The sequence below is a fragment of the Streptomyces chilikensis genome (assembly GCF_001642695.1).
In the GTDB taxonomy this organism is placed as follows: domain Bacteria; phylum Actinomycetota; class Actinomycetes; order Streptomycetales; family Streptomycetaceae; genus Streptomyces; species Streptomyces chilikensis.
The window spans coordinates 2,546,597-2,564,978 of record NZ_LWCC02000005.1 but is presented as its reverse complement, the minus strand read 5'-3'; the positions used below and the strand labels follow the sequence as shown (position 1 = coordinate 2,564,978).

The window sequence follows — 18,382 nt, the reverse complement described above, 5'->3', positions numbered from 1 at the left end:
GCCCCGGTCCGCCCGGCCGAGACGTAGGTCACAGGCGGGGTGATGTCACGGGGAGCGCGGCTGTCTCGTCCAGGGAACGGAACCACCCACCGACGAGCACGGAGGAGCACACGATGGACGCGCGACTGGACTTCCTGACCAACCCGGGCGCCGGCAAGGTCCTCAGGCACTTCATGGCGGCGGGCCGGGCGATCAAGGAGGCGCCGCTGCCCGCCGCGCTGCAGGAGCTGGTGGCCCTGCGGGTGAGCCAGATCAACGGGTGCGCCGTCTGCGTGGACATGCACACCAAGGAGGCCGCCGCCGCCGGGGAGTCGGCGGTGCGGCTCGCCCTGGTCGCGGTGTGGCGCGAGGCGACCGTCTACACCGAGGCCGAGCGGGCGGCGCTGGAGCTGGCGGAGCGGGCGACGCGGGTCGCCGACGCGGGCGAGGGCGTCAGCGACGAGGTGTGGGCGCGCGCCGCCGAGCACTTCGACGAGGACCAGCTCGCCGCCCTGGTGCTGGCGATCTCGTTCATGAACGCGGCCAACCGGCTGAACATCGTCACCCGGCAGCCGGCCGGGGACTACCAGGCCGGTCAGTTCCACTGAGCCACCGGGCCACGCCCGTTCCGACGAGGGGAGCCGGACATGCACGGGGTCGACGGGACCGGCACGGCCGACCGGGCCGACCGGGCCGACGGGACCGACCGGAACGGCAGGGTCGCGGAGTTCGAGGAGCTCAGGCCGCTGCTGTTCTCGATCGCGTACCGCGTCCTGGGGAGCGTCGGCGAGGCGGAGGACGCGGTGCAGGAGGCGTGGCTGCGCTTCGACGCCTCGACGACCCGGCCGGAGTCGGTCAGGGCGTTCCTGTCGGCCACCGTCACCCGGATTTCCATCGACGTCCTGCGTTCCGCCCGGGTACGGCGGGAGAAGTACGTCGGGCCGTGGCTGCCGGAGCCGTTGCTGGACGACCCGTACCAGGACCCGGCACGTGCCGCGGAGCTGGCCGACTCGGTGTCGATGGCGGCGCTGCTGCTCCTGGAGCGGCTCAGTCCGCTGGAGCGGTCGGTGTTCGTGCTGCGCGAGGTGTTCGCCTTCGGGTTCGACGAGATCGCCTCGGCGGTGGGGCGCTCGGAGGCGGCCTGCCGGCAGCTCCTGGTGCGGGCGCGGCGGCACATGGCGGAGGGCCGTCCCCGCTTCGAGGCCGACCGGCGGGAACGGCAGGAGCTGGCGGAGCGGTTCTTCGGGGCGCTGTCCCTGGGCGACGTCGCCGGGCTGCGGCAGCTGCTCGCCGCGGACGTGCGGATGGTCGGCGACAGCGGCGGGAAGGCGCCTCGACTGGCCAGGGCCGTGGCCGGCGCGGAGAACGCGGCCCGGCTGCTCGCCGCCGTGTACCCGCTCATGGCCGAGGTCGGCATCACGTTCCAGCGGCGCGAGGTCAACGGGCAGCCGGGGGCGATCTTCCGCGACCGGGACGGCAGGGTCCTGCACGCCCTGGTCCTCGACGTGGCCGACGGGCGGATCCGGACCGTCCGCGCGGTGATCAACCCCGACAAGCTCGGCCACCTCGGGCCGGTCGCCGACGCGTGGGCGCTGGACCGGGAGGTGAAACGGGCCCGCCGGGCGGCAAGGCCGTGAAGCCTGCCGCCGGCCCCGGCGGCCCCGGCGGCACGGTGGCACGGCGGCGGCGCCGGAGCGTGCCGCCCCGTGCGCGGCCGGGGCCCGCGTGCCTCCCGGCGCGCGCCGGATATCGGCCTGACAGTGCCCGCCGGCGGGCGAAAGGATGTGCGGGAAGTTCGGTTCCGGCGCAGCCGCGCGTTCCAGGCCAGGAGGTCGTCCCCATGAGCAACGACACGTCGCCCTTTCCCGCACGCATGGAGCTGCGGGGGGAAGGGCTCGTCCTACGGGACTGGACGGAGGACGACCTGGCGGCGATGCCCGCGTTGTTCGACCACCCGGACATCGCGTACTGGACCCCGATCGTCTCGCCGTTCGACGAGGCGGCCGGGCGCACGCGGCTGGCGCGGTCCCGGGAGCTGCGGGCGGAGGGGACGAGCATCCTGCTCGCCATCACGGTCGACGGCGGCGCGCCGCTCGGTGAGGTGATGCTGCGGCGCGCCCCGGAGGGGACGGAGCTGGGGTACGCGGTGGGGCCGGCGCACCGGGGGCGGGGTCTGGCGGCGCGGGCGGTGCGGGTGATGGCCGGGTACGCCTTCGAGGAGCTGGGGGCGGAGCGGGTGATCCTCGAACTGGAGGCGGAGAACGCGGCGAGTGCCGCCGTGGCGGCCCGGGCCGGCTTCCGGCTGCTCGACGTGCCGTTGATCACAGGGGTGGAGAAGGGGCGGCCGTACGCCCTGCAGACGTGGGGGCTGGACCGGGACCGCGGCTGAGGCGGGCCGGGCCCGGCCGGGGCGGGCCCGCCTCCCCTCGCTCCCGGCGTCCCGCGTCACGCATCCCGCGTCCAGGAGCCACGGCCCGGGGGCCGGGGCCGGAAGGGGTCGCCTTGTCAGTGGACGGGACGCCGGATTACTGTCACAAGGCCTTGGTGAACGGGAAATCCGGTGTGATGCCGGTGCGGCCCTCGCCACTGTGATCGGGAAGTCCGGCTCCGGCCCTCGCGGGCAGCCACTGGGTCCTCACGGACCCGGGAAGGCGGAGCACGGGCGTGTGGTACCCGTCAGCCAGGAGACCGGCCAAGGCGCGTCGTCCATCCACGAGGTGCTGGAGAGGGTCTGCTGAGCCATGCACATAGCCGAGGGTTTCCTTCCTCCGGCGCACGCGATCGCCTGGGTCGCCGCGTCAGCTCCGTTCGTCGTCCACGGAGTTCGCCAACTCACCCGTGAAGTGCGGGAACATCCGGAGAGCACCCTGCTGCTCGGGGCTTCGGGTGCGTTCATGTTCGTCCTGTCGGCGCTCAAGCTGCCGTCCGTCACCGGCAGTTGCTCGCACCCCACCGGGAGCGGGCTGGGGGCGGTGCTGTTCCGGCCCCCTGTGGTGGCGGTCCTGGGGACCGTCACCCTGCTGTTCCAGGCCCTGTTGCTCGCGCACGGCGGGCTGACCACGCTCGGGGCCAACGTCTTCTCGATGGCCGTGGTGGGGCCCTGGGCGGGGTACGGGGTGTACCGGCTCGCCCGCGGGCTCGGGGCGCGGCTGGAAGTGGCGGTGTTCTGCGCCGCGTTCGTCGCCGACCTCAGCACCTACTGCGTCACCAGCGTGCAGCTCGCGCTGGCGTTCCCGGACCCGGTCAGCGGATTCCTGGGCGCGCTGGGCAAGTTCGGGTCCATCTTCGCCGTGACGCAGATCCCGCTGGCGGTGAGCGAAGGACTGCTCACGGTGCTCGTCGTGCGGCTGCTCCTGCAGTCGAACGCGGGTGAACTGGCCCGTCTGGGCCTGCAGGCGGGCGGGCGCGGCAAGGCCGGCGCCGAGGCGGTGACCCGATGAGGCGGAACGCGCGCGTCAATGTGCTGCTGGTGCTGGCCGTCGTGCTGATCGCGGTGCTGCCGGTGGTGCTGGGGCTGGGCGATCACAAGGCCGAGCCGTTCGCCGGGGCGGACGCCGAGGCGGAGACGGCGATCACGGAGATCGACCCGGACTACCGCCCCTGGTTCTCGCCGGTCTACGAACCGCCGTCCGGCGAGGTCGAGTCGGGGCTGTTCGCGGTGCAGGCGGCGGTGGGCGCGGGGGTCGTCGCGTACTGCCTGGGGCTGTGGCGCGGCCGGCGTCAGGGCGAGGCGCGGGCCGCGGCGGCGGCGAGCGGTGCGGCCTCCGGGCCCCCGCCCGCGGACGACGCGGATCCCGGGCGGGTCTGACGCCTGTGCTGTCGATCGACGCGGCGGCGCACAGCAGTCGCTGGCGCCGCCGTCATCCTGTGGACAAGGCGGTGCTCGGGCTCGGGCTCACGCTGCTCGCCGTCGTGCTGCCGCCGTGGCCGGGGGCGGCTCTGGTTCTGGCGGCGGCGCTGGCCGTGCTGCTGGGACCCGCGCGGGTGCCGGCCGGGCGGCTGTGGCGGGCGTACCGGGTGCCGCTGGGGTTCTGCGTCACCGGAGCGGTGACGCTGCTGGTGCGGGTCGGCGGCCCGGACCTGGTGGGGCTCGCGCCGGACGGGGCGGTGCGGGCCGGGGAGCTGCTGCTGCGGAGCTCCGCGGCCTCGCTGGGGGTGCTGGTGTTCGCGTTCACCACGCCGATGTCGGACCTGCTGCCCCGGCTGGTGCGGGCGGGGGTGCCGGCGGCGGTGGTGGACGTGGCGGTGGTGACGTACCGGATGGCGTTCCTGCTGCTCGACGCGGTGCGGCAGGTCCGGCAGGCACAGGCCGCGCGGCTCGGGCACACCACGCGGGCCGCGGCCTGGCGGTCGCTGGGCGGGCTCGGCGCCACCGCCTTCGTCCGGGCCTTCGACCGGGCGGGGCGGCTGCAGTCCGGGCTGGCGGGACGGGGGTACGACGGGACCCTGCGGGTCCTGGTGCCGCCGACCCGGGTGTCCGGGGGATTCGTGGGCGGAAGTCTCGCACTGCTGGTGGCGATCGCGGTGCTCGGCACCGCACTGGAAGGACCTCTGTCATGAACGGGATTCCGGTGGACGGGACGCCGTCGCCGCTGGTCGCCCTGCGGGGCGTCTCCTTCGGGTACGAGGACGGGCCCCTGGTGCTGGAGGGCCTGGACTTCGAGGTCTGCGGGGGACGGGCGCTGGCCCTGCTCGGACGCAACGGCAGCGGGAAGACGACGCTGATGCGGCTGCTCGGGGGCGGGCTGCGGCCCCGCTCGGGCCGGGTGGAGCTGGCGGGCCGGCCGGTCTCCTACGACCGGGCGGGACTGACCCGGCTGCGGACCACCGTGCAGCTGGTGGTGCAGGACCCGGACGACCAGCTGTTCGCGGCGTCGGTCGCGCAGGACGTGTCGTTCGGTCCGCTGAACCTGGGGCTGCCGGAGGAGGAGGTGCGGGCGCGGGTCGACGAGGCGCTGGCGGCGCTGGACATCACGGGCGTGGGCGACCGGCCCACGCACCTGCTGTCCTACGGGCAGCGCAAGCGGGCGGCGATCGCGGGGGCGGTGGCGATGCGGCCGCGGGTCCTGGTCCTCGACGAGCCGACGGCGGGGCTGGATCCGGAGGGACAGGAACGGCTCCTCGCCACGCTGGAGGAGCTGCGGGGCGGGGGCACCACGGTGGTGATGGCCACGCATGACGTGGACCTGGCGCTGCGGTGGGCGGACGACGTGGCGCTGCTGACGCCGGGCGGGGTCCGGACGGGGACGGCCGGGGAGGTGCTGGCGCGGACGGACGCGCTGGCGGAGGCGGGACTGCGGCTGCCGTGGGGGGTGGCGGTGGCGGCGGCCCTCCGTTCGCGGGGCGCGGCCCCGGCGGGAGGCGTCGTTCCGCGCACCGCCGAGGAGCTGGCGCGGTGGGCGGCGGAGGGCGGCCCGTCGGCGGCCCCCGCCGGGTAGGTCCTGCCCCACGGCGGGAGGGGAGGGCCACGGACGGACTCGGCGACGAGGCCGCACGGGTCCGGGCGCGGCGTCCGGGCGCGGCGTCCGGGCGCGGCGTCCGGGCGGCCCGCCCGCCGAGGCGGTGGCGGGCACGGTGCCGGTGGTGGCCGTGGTGGTCGTGGTGACCGTGGGTGGTCGTGGGTGGTCGTGGTGGCGGCGCTCGTCCGAGCGCCGCCGGCGGCCGTGGTCCCGGTGGTCAGTTGATCTTCAGTTCCGCCCAGACGGTCTTGCCGATGGGCTCGCGGGGGCAGGATCCCCAGCGGGTGGCGAGGGCGTCGACCAGGACCAGGCCGCGGCCCGACTCGTCGTCCACCGGGGCCTGGCCGGCGGTCCGGGGCGGTGGGGTCTCGGAGGCGTCGACCACTTCCACGCGGGCCAGTCCGGCGGGCTCGTCGAGGGTCAGGCGGAGCGCGAAGTCCCGTCCGGGGACGCGTCCGTGGCGCACGGCGTTGGCGGCGAGCTCACCGACCAGCAGGGCCACCGTGGAGGACAGGTCGCAGGCCGGGGGGTGCCCCCACTCGGCGAGCCGGCGCACCGCGCAGTGCCGCGCCTGCCGGGCTCCCCGGGGCGATGACCTGAACTGGGCGGCGAAGACCTGGGGTTCCGGGCACACGGGGCTTTTGGCCACCGGCGCGTACCGCTCGGTCCCCTGCGGCCGGGGGTCGTCGTTGGAGCTGGTCGTATCTGTGAGCACGGCCTATCCGTATCCCGTCCCGAGGGCGTTGACGCATCGGAGGGTGAAGGAATCGTGACGTTGCGTACACCCGGGCGTCATGGCCACTACGGACAGTCGCGGACCGCCGAGGGGGGGACGGATCACGGCCGCCGGCCGGGCGGGCGGAGGGCGGGACCGACCGCCCGGCCGGCGGCCGGGCGGTCAGTCCTCCGCCCCCGGCAGGTGCCGCGCGGCGAAGTCCAGTTCCAGCCGGACCTGCTTGATCCGCTCGTCGACCACCAGGGAGCCGTGGCCCGCGTCGTAGCGGTAGACCTCGTGGACCGCGCCGCGCGCCTCCAGGCGCTTGACGTAGTTCTCGACCTGCCGGATCGGGCAGCGCGGGTCGTTGACCCCGGCCGAGATGTACACCGGCGCCTTGACCCGGTCCACGTAGGTGAGGGGGGAGGACGCCTCGAAGCGCTCAGGGACCTCCTCCGGGGTGCCGCCCAGGAGGGTGCGGTCCATGGACTTCAGGGCCTCCATCTCGTCGTGGTACGCCGTCACGTAGTCGGCGACCGGGACGGCGGCGATGCCCAGCGTCCAGGCGTCCGGCTGGGTGCCGAGGCCGAGGAGGGTGAGGTAGCCGCCCCAGGAACCGCCGGTGAGGACCAGGCGGCGGGGGTCGGCGAGGCCGGAGGAGACCGCCCACTCGCGGACCGCGGCGACGTCCTCCAGCTCGATCAGGCCGACGCGGTGCTTGAGGGCGTCCGTCCACTCCCGGCCGTAGCCGGTGGAGCCGCGGTAGTTGACCCGGACCACCGCGTACCCGTGGTCGACCCAGGCGGCCGGGCCCGCGGCGAACGCGTCGCTGTCGTGCCAGGTGGGGCCGCCGTGGATGTCGAAGACGGTGGGCAGCGGACCGGTCGCGCCGGCCGGCCTCTGCACCAGGGCGTGGATGCGGCCGCCGGGGCCCTCCACCCAGACGTCCTCCACCGGAACCGACGCGGGGGCCTTCATGCCGGGCGGGTCCAGCACCACGCGGCCGGAGGTGGAGCGCACCACCGGCGGCTCGGCGGCGGAGGACCACAGGTACTCCACGCTGCCGTCGGGGCGGGCCGTGGCCCCCGAGACGGTGCCGGGCGGGGTGGCGATCTCCTCCAGGGAGCGGGTGGCCAGGGAGTAGCGGAACAGCTCGCTGCGGGCCTCGAAGCTGTGCGCGATCAGCAGGGCGGAGCCGTCCGGGTACCACTCGGCGCTCACGTCGCCGGGCAGCTCCAGGGCCAGGTCGGTCTCCTCGCCGGTGGCGACGTCCCACACCATGGGCTCCCAGCGGCCCCGGCGCTGGTGGCCGACGAGGAGGCGGGTGTCGCCGTCGACCGGGGCGAAGCCGAGGACCTCCAGGCCCAGCTCCACGGTGCCGCCCTTGGTGTCGTCGAGTTCCGCCACGGTGCGGCCGTCGGGGCGGAGCACGCGCAGGGCGGAGTGCATGGCGTCGCCGTGCTCGGTGTGCTCGACGGCGATCAGCGAGCCGTCGTGGGAGAGGTCGCCGACGCCGGCGGACTCGGGGTGGCGGTAGATCTCGACCGGTTCCTCGCCGGTGCGGGCGAGGTGGATGGTGGTGCCCTCCTCGTCGGCGGAGCGGCCGACGACGGCGGTGCGGCCGTCCCGTCCGATGGCCAGGCCCGCGGGGTAGGAGGGCTCCAGGCCGGGGACCGCCTCCTCGTCCGGGCCGCCGTGGAAGGGCTGGCGGCGCCAGACGCCGAACTCGTCGCCGTCGGTGTCGTCGAACCACCAGATCCAGGCGCCGTCCGGGGACAGCACGCCGTCGGTGGTGCCGTTGGGGCGGTCGGTGACCTGGCGCTGGGCGCCGGTGGCGCGGTCCCAGGCGTAGAGCTCGTAGGTTCCTGTCGCGTTGGAGACGAACAGGGAGCGGTCCGGGGCGTCCTCCGCCCAGTCGGGGAGGGACACCCGGGGGGCCCTGAATCGCTTCTCCCACGCCGGCATGGTCTCCGGCGTCGTCCTCGTCGGCGTGTCGGCCGGCCCGTTGCTGTCAGTCATGGCCCCATGGTGCCTGGTCGAGGGGGTGGCGTGCGGCGCGCGTCCCCCGCCTGTGGACAACTCCCGGCCGGGCCCGCGCCCGCGCCCCGCGGCCGCGGCCTCCGGCGGGGCCTGGGCCGCGTCCCGCCCCCGGTGCGGTCACGCGGCGCACGGGGCGGGCGTCCGGAGGGCGGAGGGCGGCTCCGGGAGGCGCACCGGTACCGTGGACGGCGTGTACCGGTTCCTGCTGACGCCCCGCTGGTGGGGGATCAACGTCTTCGTGCTGCTCGCCGTGCCGTTCTGCGTGTTCATGGGGACATGGCAGCTGGACCGGTTCGAGTCCCGGGTCGAGGGCCACCGGGACGCGACGGCCCGCGCCGCCGAGGACCGCGAGGCCGATCCGAGCACCGCGCGTCCGCTGGACGAGCTGCTGCCCGTGGACAAGGAGACGGTCGGCGACCAGACCACCGCCACCGGCCGGTACGCGGAGCAGCTGCTGGTGCCGGACCGCGAGCTGGACGAGCGGCGCGGCTACTACGTGCTGACCATGCTCCGCGCCGGCGACGGCAAGGCGCTCCCCGTGGTGCGCGGGTGGCTGCCCGGCGATCCCGACCCGGCCGCCGCGCCGGCCCCGCCCCGGGGCGAGGTCACGGTGACGGGGGCGCTGCAGGTCTCCGAGGTCCCCGGCCAGGACGGCGTTCCCGCGGCCGGCGGGCTCCCCGAGGGGCAGACCGGTGCGATCAGCGCCGCGTCGCTGGTGAACCTGGTGCCGTACGAGGTGCACGACGCCTGGGTCACGCTCAACGAGGGCGACGCGGGGATGGCCGCGGTGCCGCCCGCGGCGGCGCCGGACAGCGGACTGGACCTGAAGGCGTTCCAGAACCTCGGCTACACCGGCGAGTGGTTCGTCTTCGCCGGCTTCGTGGTCTTCATGTGGTTCCGGCTGCTGCGGCGCGAGGTGGAGTTCGCCCGCGACGCCGAGCTGGGCATCCTGCCCGAGGACGCCGCCCCGGACGGCACCATCCCGGACGACACCGCCCCGGCCGCCCCGGACGACACCGCCGCCGTCGGCGGAGCCGACGGCGCCCCGGGAACGCCGGAGCGGCGGGAGTCCGCTCCCGCCGCTCCCACCGCTTCCTGAGGCACCCGCCGAGGTACCGGGGCCGGACCGGGCCGGTGCCCGGCCGGTCCGGACGTCACACGCCCGCGAGGATGCCCGTCCGGTACACGGTGCCCGCGCAGGCGCCGGCGACGTTGACCGTGGCCGGCGTGCCCGCGCCGTCCGCGCCCTGGGGGCGGTAGGTCACGGCCACGCTGCCGTCGGAACCCGTCTGCTCCGTGCCCAGCTGCGGTGTCATGCCGTCCGCGGTGCTCTCGCCGCCGGTGGTGCCGGTGCCCCGGTCCCCGGCGGTCGTGCCCTCCGTGGCGGGGGGCGTGGTGGTGCCGCCGTCCGTGCCGCCCGAGGAGCCGCCGCCGTCCGTGCCGCCCGAGGCCGGGGGGGTCGACGGCTCGCTGCCGGTGGGGCAGGAGGCGGAGGGCACCCAGGAGAAGCGGATCTCGTAGGACGCGCCCGGGCCGAGCAGCAGCCGCTCGACCTCCTGGCCTGCGGCCTGCCGGGCCACGCCGATCCGGGCCGGGTCGGCCGCGCCCTGCGCGGTGACCGAGACGGTGCCCGGGTCGCTCACCGCACAGCCCACGATCGACGAGTTGTAGATCCGGAACAGGCCCTGGACGCTGCCGTCCTGGGCGACCGCGCCGACCTCCGCGCCGGAGACCGTCAGCTGTCCCGCCGTGCAGGCGGGCGCCGTGGCCGGAGTGGCCGCACCGGCCCCGTCCTCACCGCCCTTGGAGTCGGCGCCCTTGTCGCCGGCGTCCTCGGTCACGCCGGGCAGGCCGGGGAGTTCCTTGCCGAAACCGCCGGCGGCGCCCGCGTTCAGGTCGTCGCCCTGGCCGCCCTGCACCTCGGCGCTGCCCGCCACGCTGCCGGCCCGCACGTCCTCGGCGGAGCCCGCCGAGGAGACGTGCAGGGCGGTCGGGAGCGCGGTGCCGGCGATGAGCGCCGCCGCGGCCACGCCGACCAGCGCCTGGCGCTTGCGGGCCCGGCGCGCGGGCACGGCCTGCCGGAGGTACTCCAGGGTCCGGTCCCCGGGCTCGAGGTCCTCGACGGCCTGGTGCAGCAGGCGCCGCAGCTCCGCCTCGTCCGGACCGAGCCCGGACCCGAGGCTCTGTTCGTCGGGGCGTTCGTTCACAGGTTCGTTCCCACCATGCGGTTCGTGCGGGCTGAAGTGGCTCCGGCCGGCGGGCCGTTCGGCGTCCGCCGGTAGCCAAGGATGCCAGGAGTGGCGGGTTCTGCGGGCACGGGACGGCCGGGAACGGCCGGAACCGAACCGCGGTGCGTCCTCGGGCCCGGTCATGCGGTCGCTCCCATCGCGACGCGCAGGGCGGCGATGCCGCGCGAGCCGTAGGCCTTCACCGAGCCGACGGATATCCCCAGCGTCTCGGCGACCTGCGCCTCGGTCATGTCCGAGAAGTACCGCAGCACCAGGACCTCGCGCTGACGGCGCTGGAGGCCCTTCATCGCCTTGATCAGGGAGTCGCGCTCCAGCTGGTCGTACGCGCCCTCCTCGGCGCTGGCCATGTCGGGCATCGGCTTCGACAGCAGCTTCAGGCCCAGGATGCGGCGGCGCAGCGCGGAGCGGGACAGGTTGACGACCGTCTGGCGCAGGTAGGCGAGCGTCTTCTCGGGGTCACGGACCCTGCGGCGCGCCGAGTGGACGCGGATGAACGCCTCCTGCACCACGTCCTCGCAGGAGGCCGTGTCGTCCAGCAGCAGCGCCGCCAGGCGCAGCAGCGAACGGTAGTGCTCCCGGTAGGTCGCGGTCAGGTGGTCGACCGTGGTGCCGGCCTGGGCCGGCGCCTCGGCGGTGACGGCGGCGGGGGACGGCGCGGCACCGCCGTCACCCTGCCGGGGGGCGGGGACGCGTGCACGGCGCGCCGAAGGCATGGGCGCGATCACCGGCATGCCGCCCGGCGCACCGCCGGGCCTGGAGGGCCGGCGGTGGGGGCGCAGACCGGCGCCGCGCGCCGCCGCTGGGAAGTCGAGAACCTCTGCCACGCCCGTTGGACGCGCCGGACCCCGTGAGGGTTGTACGCCCCCGTCGACCGCTTCCCGAAACTTTCCATCGCCCCGCTCTTCCCCTCACGACCTCGACCGTCCCCCCGACCGTTCCCACGACGGGAAGGCGCGGCGTCCCCCACGGAGCCCCCGGCTCCCGCTCCGTCCGTCGCCGGAGGGGAAGGGAGAATCTTCGGACGGAGGCAAGGGCCCCGGCAAGTGCCTTCGGCGGGACCCGCACACGTCCGATCCCGATCATATAAATCGAACGACCTCTGGCCAGGGGATTCCTCGCACCGCCGGCACGGAACCGGCATGGAGGAGCCCCCTTCCCGCCCGAAGGGACGAGGAGAAGGGGGCTCTCAGTTCCACCGCGGAGGGCCTCTTCGCCGGCCCGTCCGCCGCCGGCCGCCGCGAGCGGCCGCCGAAGCGGTCGCGTCAGCGCCCGGTGCCGCCGTAGACGACGGCCTCGTCGCTGTCCGAGTCGAGGCCGAAGGCGGTGTGCACGGCGCGCACCGCGTCGTTGACCACGTCGGCGCGGGTGACCACCGAGATGCGGATCTCCGAGGTGGAGATCAGCTCGATGTTCACGCCGGCCCGGCTGAGCGCGTCGAAGAAGTCGGCGGTGACGCCCGGGTTGGTCTTCATGCCCGCCCCGACGAGCGAGATCTTGGCGATCTGGTCGTCGTAGCGCAGGGAGTCGAAGGCGATCGCGGTGCGCGCCTTCTCCAGCGCCTCGATGGCCTTGGGGCCGTCCGCCTTCGGCAGCGTGAAGGAGATGTCCGTCAGGCCCGTGGAGGCCGCCGAGACGTTCTGCACGATCATGTCGATGTTGATCTCCGCGTCGGAGATCGCGCGGAAGATCGCCGCGGCCTCGCCCGGCTTGTCGGGCACGCCGACGACGGTGACCTTGGCCTCGGAGGTGTCATGGGCGACACCGGAGATGAGCGCCTGCTCCACCTGCTGCTCCCCTTGCTGCTGCGTCTCGTGAACCAACGGCTCGTTGCTGACCCAGGTGCCGGGCAGCCCGCTGAAGGACGACCGGACGTGGATCGGGATGTTGTAACGGCGGGCGTACTCCACGCACCGGTGGAGCAGCACCTTGGATCCGGAGGAGGCCAGCTCCAGCATGTCGCCGAAGGAGATCCAGTCGATCTTCCGGGCCTTCTTCACCACGCGCGGGTCGGCGGTGAACACGCCGTCCACGTCGGTGTAGATCTCGCAGACGTCCGCGTTCAGCGCGGCGGCGAGGGCGACGGCGGTGGTGTCGGAGCCGCCGCGGCCGAGGGTGGTGATGTCCTTGGTGTCCAGGCTGACGCCCTGGAAACCGGCGACGATCGCGACGTTGCCCTCGTCCACGGAGGCCTGGATGCGGCCCGGCGTGACATCGATGATGCGCGCCTTGTTGTGGACCGAGTCGGTGATGACACCCGCCTGGCTGCCGGTGAAGCTCTGGGCCTCCTGGCCCAGGCTCTTGATCGCCATGGCCAGCAGCGCCATGGAGATCCGCTCTCCGGAGGTCAGCAGCATGTCGAGCTCGCGTCCGGCAGGGATGGGTGACACCTGCTCGGCGAGATCGATCAGCTCGTCCGTCGTGTCGCCCATCGCGGAGACGACGACAACCACCTGGTTGCCGCTCTTCTTCGTCTCCACGATCCGCTTGGCGACGCGCTTGATGCCCTCGGCATCGGCTACGGAGGAGCCTCCGTACTTCTGCACGACAAGGCCCACGTGCGCTCCTCGCTCGCTTCCGTTTCTCTCCGCGCGCACAGGTGTGCGGCGGTCGATTCAGTCTAACGAGCGGCTGAAAATCCCATCCGGTGAACCGGATGATGAGATGTCCTTTTTGCGTACTTCTTCCCGTACGGCCGCCCGCAGGCGACCGGGGCGGCTCCCGCACCGCCCCGGCCGAGGCGCACCTCCCCCGAACGGGTGACGGTAAACACCTGGGCAGCCGCTTCGGACCGACCGCACGGGCCGGCCGGCCCGGCTCGTCCCTACTTGACCCGGCGCAGGCCCAGCGGGCCGGCGATCTCCTGGACCATCACCTCGCCCGCGGCCTCCGCCAGCGCCTCCTCCTCGAGGTGCTCGTCGGTGTCCAGGCCGTCCAGCGCCTCCAGCGGCTGGTTGAGCCGGACGTGCGCCACCACGGACTGGAGCGCCCGCAGGGCTCCGGAGGCCATCGCTCCCCAGTTGGACAGGTAGGAGAACTGCCACCACCACAGCGCCTCGGACACCCGGCCCTCGCGGTAGTGGGCCATGCCGTGCCGCAGGTCGGTGATGACCCCGGCGAGGTCGTCGGAGATCCGGGCCGGGACCGGCGCGCGCCGCGGCTGGTACGGGTCGAAGACCTCGGAGTAGACGTCGACCGGCTCCAGCATCGCGGCCAGCCGCTCGCGCAGCTCGTCCACGTCGGGCTCCGGGCCCATGTCGGGCTCGTACGGCTCGTCCGGCACGATGTCCTCGTGCGCGCCGAGGCGGCCGCCGGCCAGCAGGAGCTGGGAGACCTCCAGCAGGAGGAACGGAACCGCCGAGTCCGGTTCGTCGCCCCGGGCGACCTCGGTGACCGCGACCAGGAAGCTCTCGATCTGGTCGGCGATCTGGACGGCGAAGTCGCCGGGGTCCAGTGCGGTGGAGTGCAGCGTCGCGTCAGACATCTAGGAGTCGTCTCCCCTCGAAGGCGCGGCCGAGGGTGACCTCGTCCGCGTATTCCAGGTCGCCGCCCACCGGGAGGCCGCTGGCCAGGCGGGTGACCCTGAGGCCCATGGGCTTGATCATCCGGGCGAGGTACGTCGCCGTGGCCTCGCCCTCCAGGTTGGGGTCGGTGGCGAGGATCAGCTCCGTCACGCTGCCGTCGGCGAGCCGCGCGAGCAGCTCACGGATCCGCAGGTCGTCGGGGCCGACCCCCTCGATGGGGCTGATGGCGCCGCCGAGGACGTGGTACCGGCCGCGGAACTCGCGGGTCCGCTCGATCGCCACCACGTCCTTCGGCTCCTCCACCACGCAGATGACGGAGGGGTCCCGGCGGGGGTCACGGCAGACCGCGCACTGCTCCTCCTGCGCGACGTTCCCGCAGGTGACGCAGAAGCGGACCTTGGCCTTGACCTCCATCAGGGCCTGAGCGAGGCGGCGGACGTCCGTGGGCTCGGCCTGCAGGATGTGGAAGGCGATGCGCTGCGCGCTCTTGGGACCGACGCCGGGCAGTCTTCCCAGCTCGTCGATCAGGTCCTGGACCACGCCCTCGTACAACGCCCTGCCTGCTTTCCTCGGGGCTCCCGGCGGAGCCGCCCTTCCCTGCGTACGGTAGTCGCCGCCGACCCGGTCAGAAAGGCAGACCGGGAATGCCGCTGCCGCCGCCCAGACCGTCGGCCAGCGGGCCCAGCTTCTCGGACTGGAGCTGCTGGGCGTTGTCGTTGGCGGCCTTCACCGCCGCGACCACCAGATCGGCGAGGGTCTCGGTGTCCTCCGGGTCCACCGCCTTGGGGTCGATCACCAGGGCGCGCAGCTCACCGGAGCCGGTGACCGTGGCCCGGACCAGGCCGCCGCCGGCCTGCCCCTCGACCTCCGTGTTCGCCAGCTCCTCCTGGGCGCGGGCCAGATCCTGCTGCATCTTCTGGGCCTGCTGGAGCAGCTGCTGCATGTTGGGCTGGCCACCACCGGGAAACACGATTCAGCTCCTGAACTCGCTGGGCTTGACGCCGGGCTCGCGCGATCCGTGTGATCTGCGCGACATGTGCGGTTTGCGCCGTTCGTGCGGTCGTACGACACACGCCAACGACACGTCTGTCCTGAGCGGGCCGAAAGATTCACCCCTCTTGAATGAGCCTACGCGGTCGACGCGGAGGGCGCGCCGTCACACTTTCGGGTGAGTGTGTCGACGGCCCTCCACCTGATGGCGGGCCACTTCCGGGGGGTTGCCGGTTTCAAACCGGTGCCTGCGCCACTCGTTGGGGGGTAGGAAAGGTGCCGACACCCGGAGCACGTCACGTGACCGGTTCGTCACGGAGAGTGCCCGGCGGTGGCCGGTGGCGACCCGGGCCGCGGGGCAGGTGCGGGCGGGTGCCGGGTCCGCCTGCCGGACGACCCGCCGGCCGGACCGGTCCGGCCGGTCCGGCCGGCGGGTCGCAGTGATCGTTTGACAGGTTTTGGGGAGTGGCCGGGTGAGTCAGCCGGAGATGCCGGGGAGCGGGTCCGAGGAGCCGCCGCCGTCGCCGCCGCGTGAGGGCGGGCGGTCCGAGGGGCCGTCGGGCTCGGGCGGACGGCCGGGGGGCGGCGGACGGCTCCGCGGCGGGACGGCGGCCGGGGCGCGGGCGGGCGCCGGGACGGCTCCGCGGCGGGACGGCGGCCGGGGCGCGGGCGGGCGCCGGACGGTCCGGCGGCGGGCCCGGCCTGCCGGGGGACCTGCTGGGGCGGCCGTTCCCCCAGGGGGACTGGGACGTGCCGGCCCGGCGGCTGGACGAGCTGTACCGGTGGGTCGAGCGGTGCGCGCTGGAGACCTCCGCGTGGTACCTCGCCGACCGGGTCTGGAAGCGCCGCGCCGCCCGGGCCCTGCGGGGCGGCGCGGCGGCGGGCGCGGTGCTGGCCGGGGGCCTGCCGCTGCTGGACCTCGCCGAGGTCGTCGACGGGGCGGCGCCGTGGGGGTACCTGTCGCTGCTGCTCTCCCTCACCTGCGTGGGCGCGGACCGGTTCTTCGGGGTGACCTCCGGGTGGATGCGGGACATGGCCACGGCGCAGGCGGTGCAGCGGCGGCTGCAGGCGCTGCAGTTCGACTGGGCGTCGGAGAACGTGCGGGAGGTGCTGGGCCCCGCGGAGGGCACGGCCGGTGAGGCGGCGGAGCGGTGCCTGGGGGTGCTGCGGCGGTTCTCCGAGGACGTGACGGAGCTGGTGCGGGCGGAGACGGCGGACTGGATGGGCGAGTTCCGGCGGGGCGACGTGCCCGCGGTGGCGCGGGGGGTCGCCGACGCGGGCCGGGCGGAGGCGGCGGTACCGGTGGGCGGGGCCGGGCGGTTCTCCCTGGCCGCGCCCCGCCCCAACATGCCGCGGCAGCGTCCGCCGGAGCCGCGGTGAGCGGACCGGGCCGCGGGGGTGCCGGGCCCGCGGGGGTGCCGGGCCCGCGGGGGGTCAGCGGTGGTAGGTGAGGGTGTCGCCGGTGGTCATGCGGCGGTCGAGGGAGCCGTCGGTGGTGAGGGTGAGGGTGGAGGGGTCGCCCGGGGAGCAGGAGCTGAGGGGGGCTCCGTCGACGACGCGGGACGGGCCGAGGCGGAGGCCGCCGCCGTCGCCCGGCGCCTCGGCGAGGTCGGCCTCGAAGACGCAGCGGTAGGAGGACGACGTCCCCGCCAGCGGCCCCTCGGCCACCAGCCTGAGCACGGGGTCCCCCACCTCGCCCTGGCTCAGGGTCATGCGGCGCGGGTTGGACCCGGACGCGTTCTCGATCACCGCGCTCCACTCGCCCAGGAAGGCCTCCGGCACCGCGCCCGGCCGGGACGCCCCGGTGGTCTCCGTCGTCACCGGACCGGCGCCCGAGGCGGAGGGGGACGGGGAGGCGGAGGACGAGGTCCCGGTGCCCCCGTCGGCGCGGGAGCGGCGGTCGTCGCCGCGCATCAGGCCGTACACCGCGCCTCCCGCGACCAGCGCGACGGCCAGCGTGGCCGCCGCGACGACCACCGCGGTCCGCGCGCCGCCGCCGCTGTCCGGCGGAGGGGTGCGGTCCACCGCCGTGGGGCCCGGCGGGGGTGAGCCGTGGGAACCGGGCGCGTACGGCCCGGGCGGGTGGGGACCGGACGCGGACGGGCCGGGTGCGAAGGGACCGGACGCGGACGGGCCGAGTGCGAAGGGACCGGACGCGGACGGGCCGGGTGCGAAGGGACCGGGCACCGGGGAGCCCGGCGGAGGGGGAGCGGCCCCCGCCGGGAGGGACGGCCCCGGCGGGTAGGGACCGGGCGCGGACGGACCGGACGCGGACGGACCGGACGCGGACGGACCGGGCGCCGGAGGGGCCGGCGGGACGGGGGCCGTCCCCGCCGGCGGGGACGGTGCCGGCGGCGCGAGGGGTGGAGCTCCCGCGACCGTCGCCGCCGTGGGGAACCGGTCGCCCCGCGGGCCCGGGTCCTCCACCTCCAGCAGCTCCGCCGCGTGCCTGCCGAGCTGCGCGACCAGCGCCGCGGGGAGCCACGGGTCGCGGGTGCGGCCGCCCGTGAGCGTGGCGTGCTCCGCGCCCACCCGCTCCAGCACGTCCTCCAGCGAGGGCCGCGCCGCCGCGTCCTTGCGGAGGCAGTCGCCGACCAGGCCGGACAGCCCCTCGGGGACGCCGGTGAGGTCGGGCTCGTCCTGGGCGATGCGGTACATCAGGGCGTGCGCCCCGCCCGCCGCGTCGCCGAACGGAAGCCGGCCGGTGGACGCGTAGGCCAGGACCGAGCCCAGGCTGAAGACGTCCACCGCCGCCGTGATCCGCTCGCCCCGGACCTGTTCCGGCGCCATGAAGCCGGGCGACCCGACCACCGCGCCGGCCCGGGTGAGCCCGCTGTCGTCGTCCGGGGCCTCCAGCGCCCGGGCGATCCCGAAGTCGATCACCCGCGGCCCGTCGATGGTGATCAGCACGTTGGACGGCTTGAGGTCCCGGTGCACCAGCCCCGCGCCGTGGATGTCGCGCAGCGCCCGCGCCAGCCCTGCCGCCAGGATGCGCACCGTCCGCTCCGGCAGCGCCCCGTGGTCCCGGCCGACCACCCGCTCCAGCGACGGTCCCGCCACGTACCCGGTGGCCACCCACGGCACCGCGGCCCCGGTGTCGGCGTCCAGCACCGGCGCCGTCCAGTCACCGCCGACCCGCCGCGCCGCCCGCACCTCCCGGCGGAACCGGGCCCGGAACTCCTCGCGCTCGGCGAGTTCCGGCCGCACCAGCTTCACGGCCACCGTGCGGCCCCGGTCCGACCGGGCCAGGTACACCCGCCCCATGCCGCCCGCGCCCAGCCGCGCCAGCAGCCGGTACGACCCGATCCGCTCGGGGTCGCCCGCGCCCAGCATCTCCATCGCCGTCGTCCTCCCCCCGGACCGGACGCCGCGCCCCCCGCGGCCCCCTCCGGCCCGGACTCCGAAGAGTAACGGCGGTTCCGCCCCGCC

General features: G+C 75.2%; 18 protein-coding genes and 1 riboswitch. Of the genes, 9 read left to right on the top strand and 9 right to left on the bottom strand.

Translation table 11 applies throughout. From position 1 onward, the window contains the following. Positions 1 to 113: 113 nt before the first annotated feature. The 7 genes from A2U95_RS11540 (at position 114) to A2U95_RS11510 (ending at position 5,417) form a co-directional block, all read left to right on the top strand. Positions 114 to 587, top strand: a complete 474-nt coding sequence (locus A2U95_RS11540) for a carboxymuconolactone decarboxylase family protein (RefSeq protein ID WP_166022047.1) — start codon at positions 114 to 116, stop codon at positions 585 to 587. Between the two features lie 39 nt (positions 588 to 626). Next, positions 627 to 1,616: an RNA polymerase sigma-70 factor gene (locus A2U95_RS11535; RefSeq protein WP_166022046.1), complete on the top strand. Its 990-nt coding sequence runs from the start codon at positions 627 to 629 to the stop codon at positions 1,614 to 1,616. 203 nt (positions 1,617 to 1,819) lie between these two features. Continuing rightward, the gene (locus A2U95_RS11530; protein WP_166022045.1) at positions 1,820 to 2,368 is read left to right on the top strand and encodes a GNAT family N-acetyltransferase; all 549 of its coding nucleotides are present in this window, start codon (positions 1,820 to 1,822) and stop codon (positions 2,366 to 2,368) included. 136 nt (positions 2,369 to 2,504) lie between these two features. Further along, a riboswitch (cobalamin riboswitch) is annotated at positions 2,505 to 2,690 on the top strand. Positions 2,691 to 2,720: 30 nt separating this feature from the next. Beyond that, entirely contained in the window at positions 2,721 to 3,419 is a 699-nt protein-coding gene (locus A2U95_RS11525; RefSeq protein WP_166022044.1) for an energy-coupling factor ABC transporter permease, read from the top strand. Continuing rightward, on the top strand, positions 3,416 to 3,787 hold the full coding sequence (locus A2U95_RS11520; protein WP_166022043.1) for an energy-coupling factor ABC transporter substrate-binding protein: 372 nt from the start codon (positions 3,416 to 3,418) through the stop codon (positions 3,785 to 3,787). The genes A2U95_RS11525 and A2U95_RS11520 overlap by 4 nt, the downstream gene beginning before the upstream one ends. Positions 3,788 to 3,792: 5 nt before the next feature. Then, the gene (cbiQ, locus tag A2U95_RS11515) at positions 3,793 to 4,539 is read left to right on the top strand and encodes a cobalt ECF transporter T component CbiQ (protein ID WP_166022042.1); all 747 of its coding nucleotides are present in this window, start codon (positions 3,793 to 3,795) and stop codon (positions 4,537 to 4,539) included. Continuing rightward, positions 4,536 to 5,417, top strand: a complete 882-nt coding sequence (locus A2U95_RS11510; RefSeq protein WP_166022041.1) for an energy-coupling factor ABC transporter ATP-binding protein — start codon at positions 4,536 to 4,538, stop codon at positions 5,415 to 5,417. The genes cbiQ and A2U95_RS11510 overlap by 4 nt, the downstream gene beginning before the upstream one ends. A 238-nt stretch (positions 5,418 to 5,655) precedes the next feature. On the opposite strand, the gene A2U95_RS11505 is transcribed toward A2U95_RS11510, so the two are convergent. Together A2U95_RS11505 and A2U95_RS11500 are read right to left on the bottom strand one after the other, a co-directional pair. After that, complete coding sequence (locus A2U95_RS11505) at positions 5,656 to 6,153, bottom strand: ATP-binding protein (protein ID WP_166022040.1); 498 nt, start codon at positions 6,151 to 6,153, stop codon at positions 5,656 to 5,658. A gap of 183 nt (positions 6,154 to 6,336) precedes the next feature. Further along, entirely contained in the window at positions 6,337 to 8,172 is a 1,836-nt protein-coding gene (locus A2U95_RS11500) for a S9 family peptidase (RefSeq protein WP_166022039.1), read from the bottom strand. 211 nt (positions 8,173 to 8,383) lie between these two features. Here A2U95_RS11500 and A2U95_RS11495 point away from each other — a divergent pair, with 211 nt between their 5' ends. After that, positions 8,384 to 9,292, top strand: a complete 909-nt coding sequence (locus tag A2U95_RS11495; RefSeq protein ID WP_206282863.1) for an SURF1 family protein — start codon at positions 8,384 to 8,386, stop codon at positions 9,290 to 9,292. Positions 9,293 to 9,347: 55 nt separating this feature from the next. On the opposite strand, the gene A2U95_RS11490 is transcribed toward A2U95_RS11495, so the two are convergent. The 6 genes from A2U95_RS11490 to A2U95_RS11465 all read right to left on the bottom strand — a co-directional run bounded on the left by A2U95_RS11490 (position 9,348) and on the right by A2U95_RS11465 (position 14,933). Next, positions 9,348 to 10,400 (bottom strand): hypothetical protein, encoded by a 1,053-nt coding sequence (locus tag A2U95_RS11490; protein WP_206282862.1) that lies wholly within the window; start codon positions 10,398 to 10,400, stop codon positions 9,348 to 9,350. Between the two features lie 161 nt (positions 10,401 to 10,561). Further along, a complete protein-coding gene (locus A2U95_RS11485; protein WP_166022037.1) occupies positions 10,562 to 11,266 on the bottom strand; it encodes a SigE family RNA polymerase sigma factor in 705 nt (234 codons plus the stop codon). 438 nt (positions 11,267 to 11,704) lie between these two features. Next, complete coding sequence (locus A2U95_RS11480) at positions 11,705 to 12,997, bottom strand: aspartate kinase (RefSeq protein WP_166022036.1); 1,293 nt, start codon at positions 12,995 to 12,997, stop codon at positions 11,705 to 11,707. 266 nt (positions 12,998 to 13,263) lie between these two features. After that, entirely contained in the window at positions 13,264 to 13,923 is a 660-nt protein-coding gene (locus A2U95_RS11475; RefSeq protein WP_166022035.1) for a DUF5063 domain-containing protein, read from the bottom strand. Beyond that, on the bottom strand, positions 13,916 to 14,515 hold the full coding sequence (gene recR / locus A2U95_RS11470) for a recombination mediator RecR (RefSeq protein WP_151773441.1): 600 nt from the start codon (positions 14,513 to 14,515) through the stop codon (positions 13,916 to 13,918). Before recR ends, A2U95_RS11475 begins: the two co-directional genes overlap by 8 nt. A 73-nt stretch (positions 14,516 to 14,588) precedes the next feature. After that, complete coding sequence (locus A2U95_RS11465) at positions 14,589 to 14,933, bottom strand: YbaB/EbfC family nucleoid-associated protein (protein ID WP_166022034.1); 345 nt, start codon at positions 14,931 to 14,933, stop codon at positions 14,589 to 14,591. A 551-nt stretch (positions 14,934 to 15,484) separates the two neighbouring features. On the opposite strand from A2U95_RS11465, the gene A2U95_RS11460 reads away from it, so the two are divergent. Then, on the top strand, positions 15,485 to 16,333 hold the full coding sequence (locus tag A2U95_RS11460) for an SLATT domain-containing protein (protein WP_166022033.1): 849 nt from the start codon (positions 15,485 to 15,487) through the stop codon (positions 16,331 to 16,333). Positions 16,334 to 16,387: 54 nt separating this feature from the next. On the opposite strand, the gene A2U95_RS11455 is transcribed toward A2U95_RS11460, so the two are convergent. Continuing rightward, positions 16,388 to 18,292 (bottom strand): serine/threonine-protein kinase, encoded by a 1,905-nt coding sequence (locus A2U95_RS11455; RefSeq protein WP_166022032.1) that lies wholly within the window; start codon positions 18,290 to 18,292, stop codon positions 16,388 to 16,390. Positions 18,293 to 18,382: the final 90 nt, after the last annotated feature.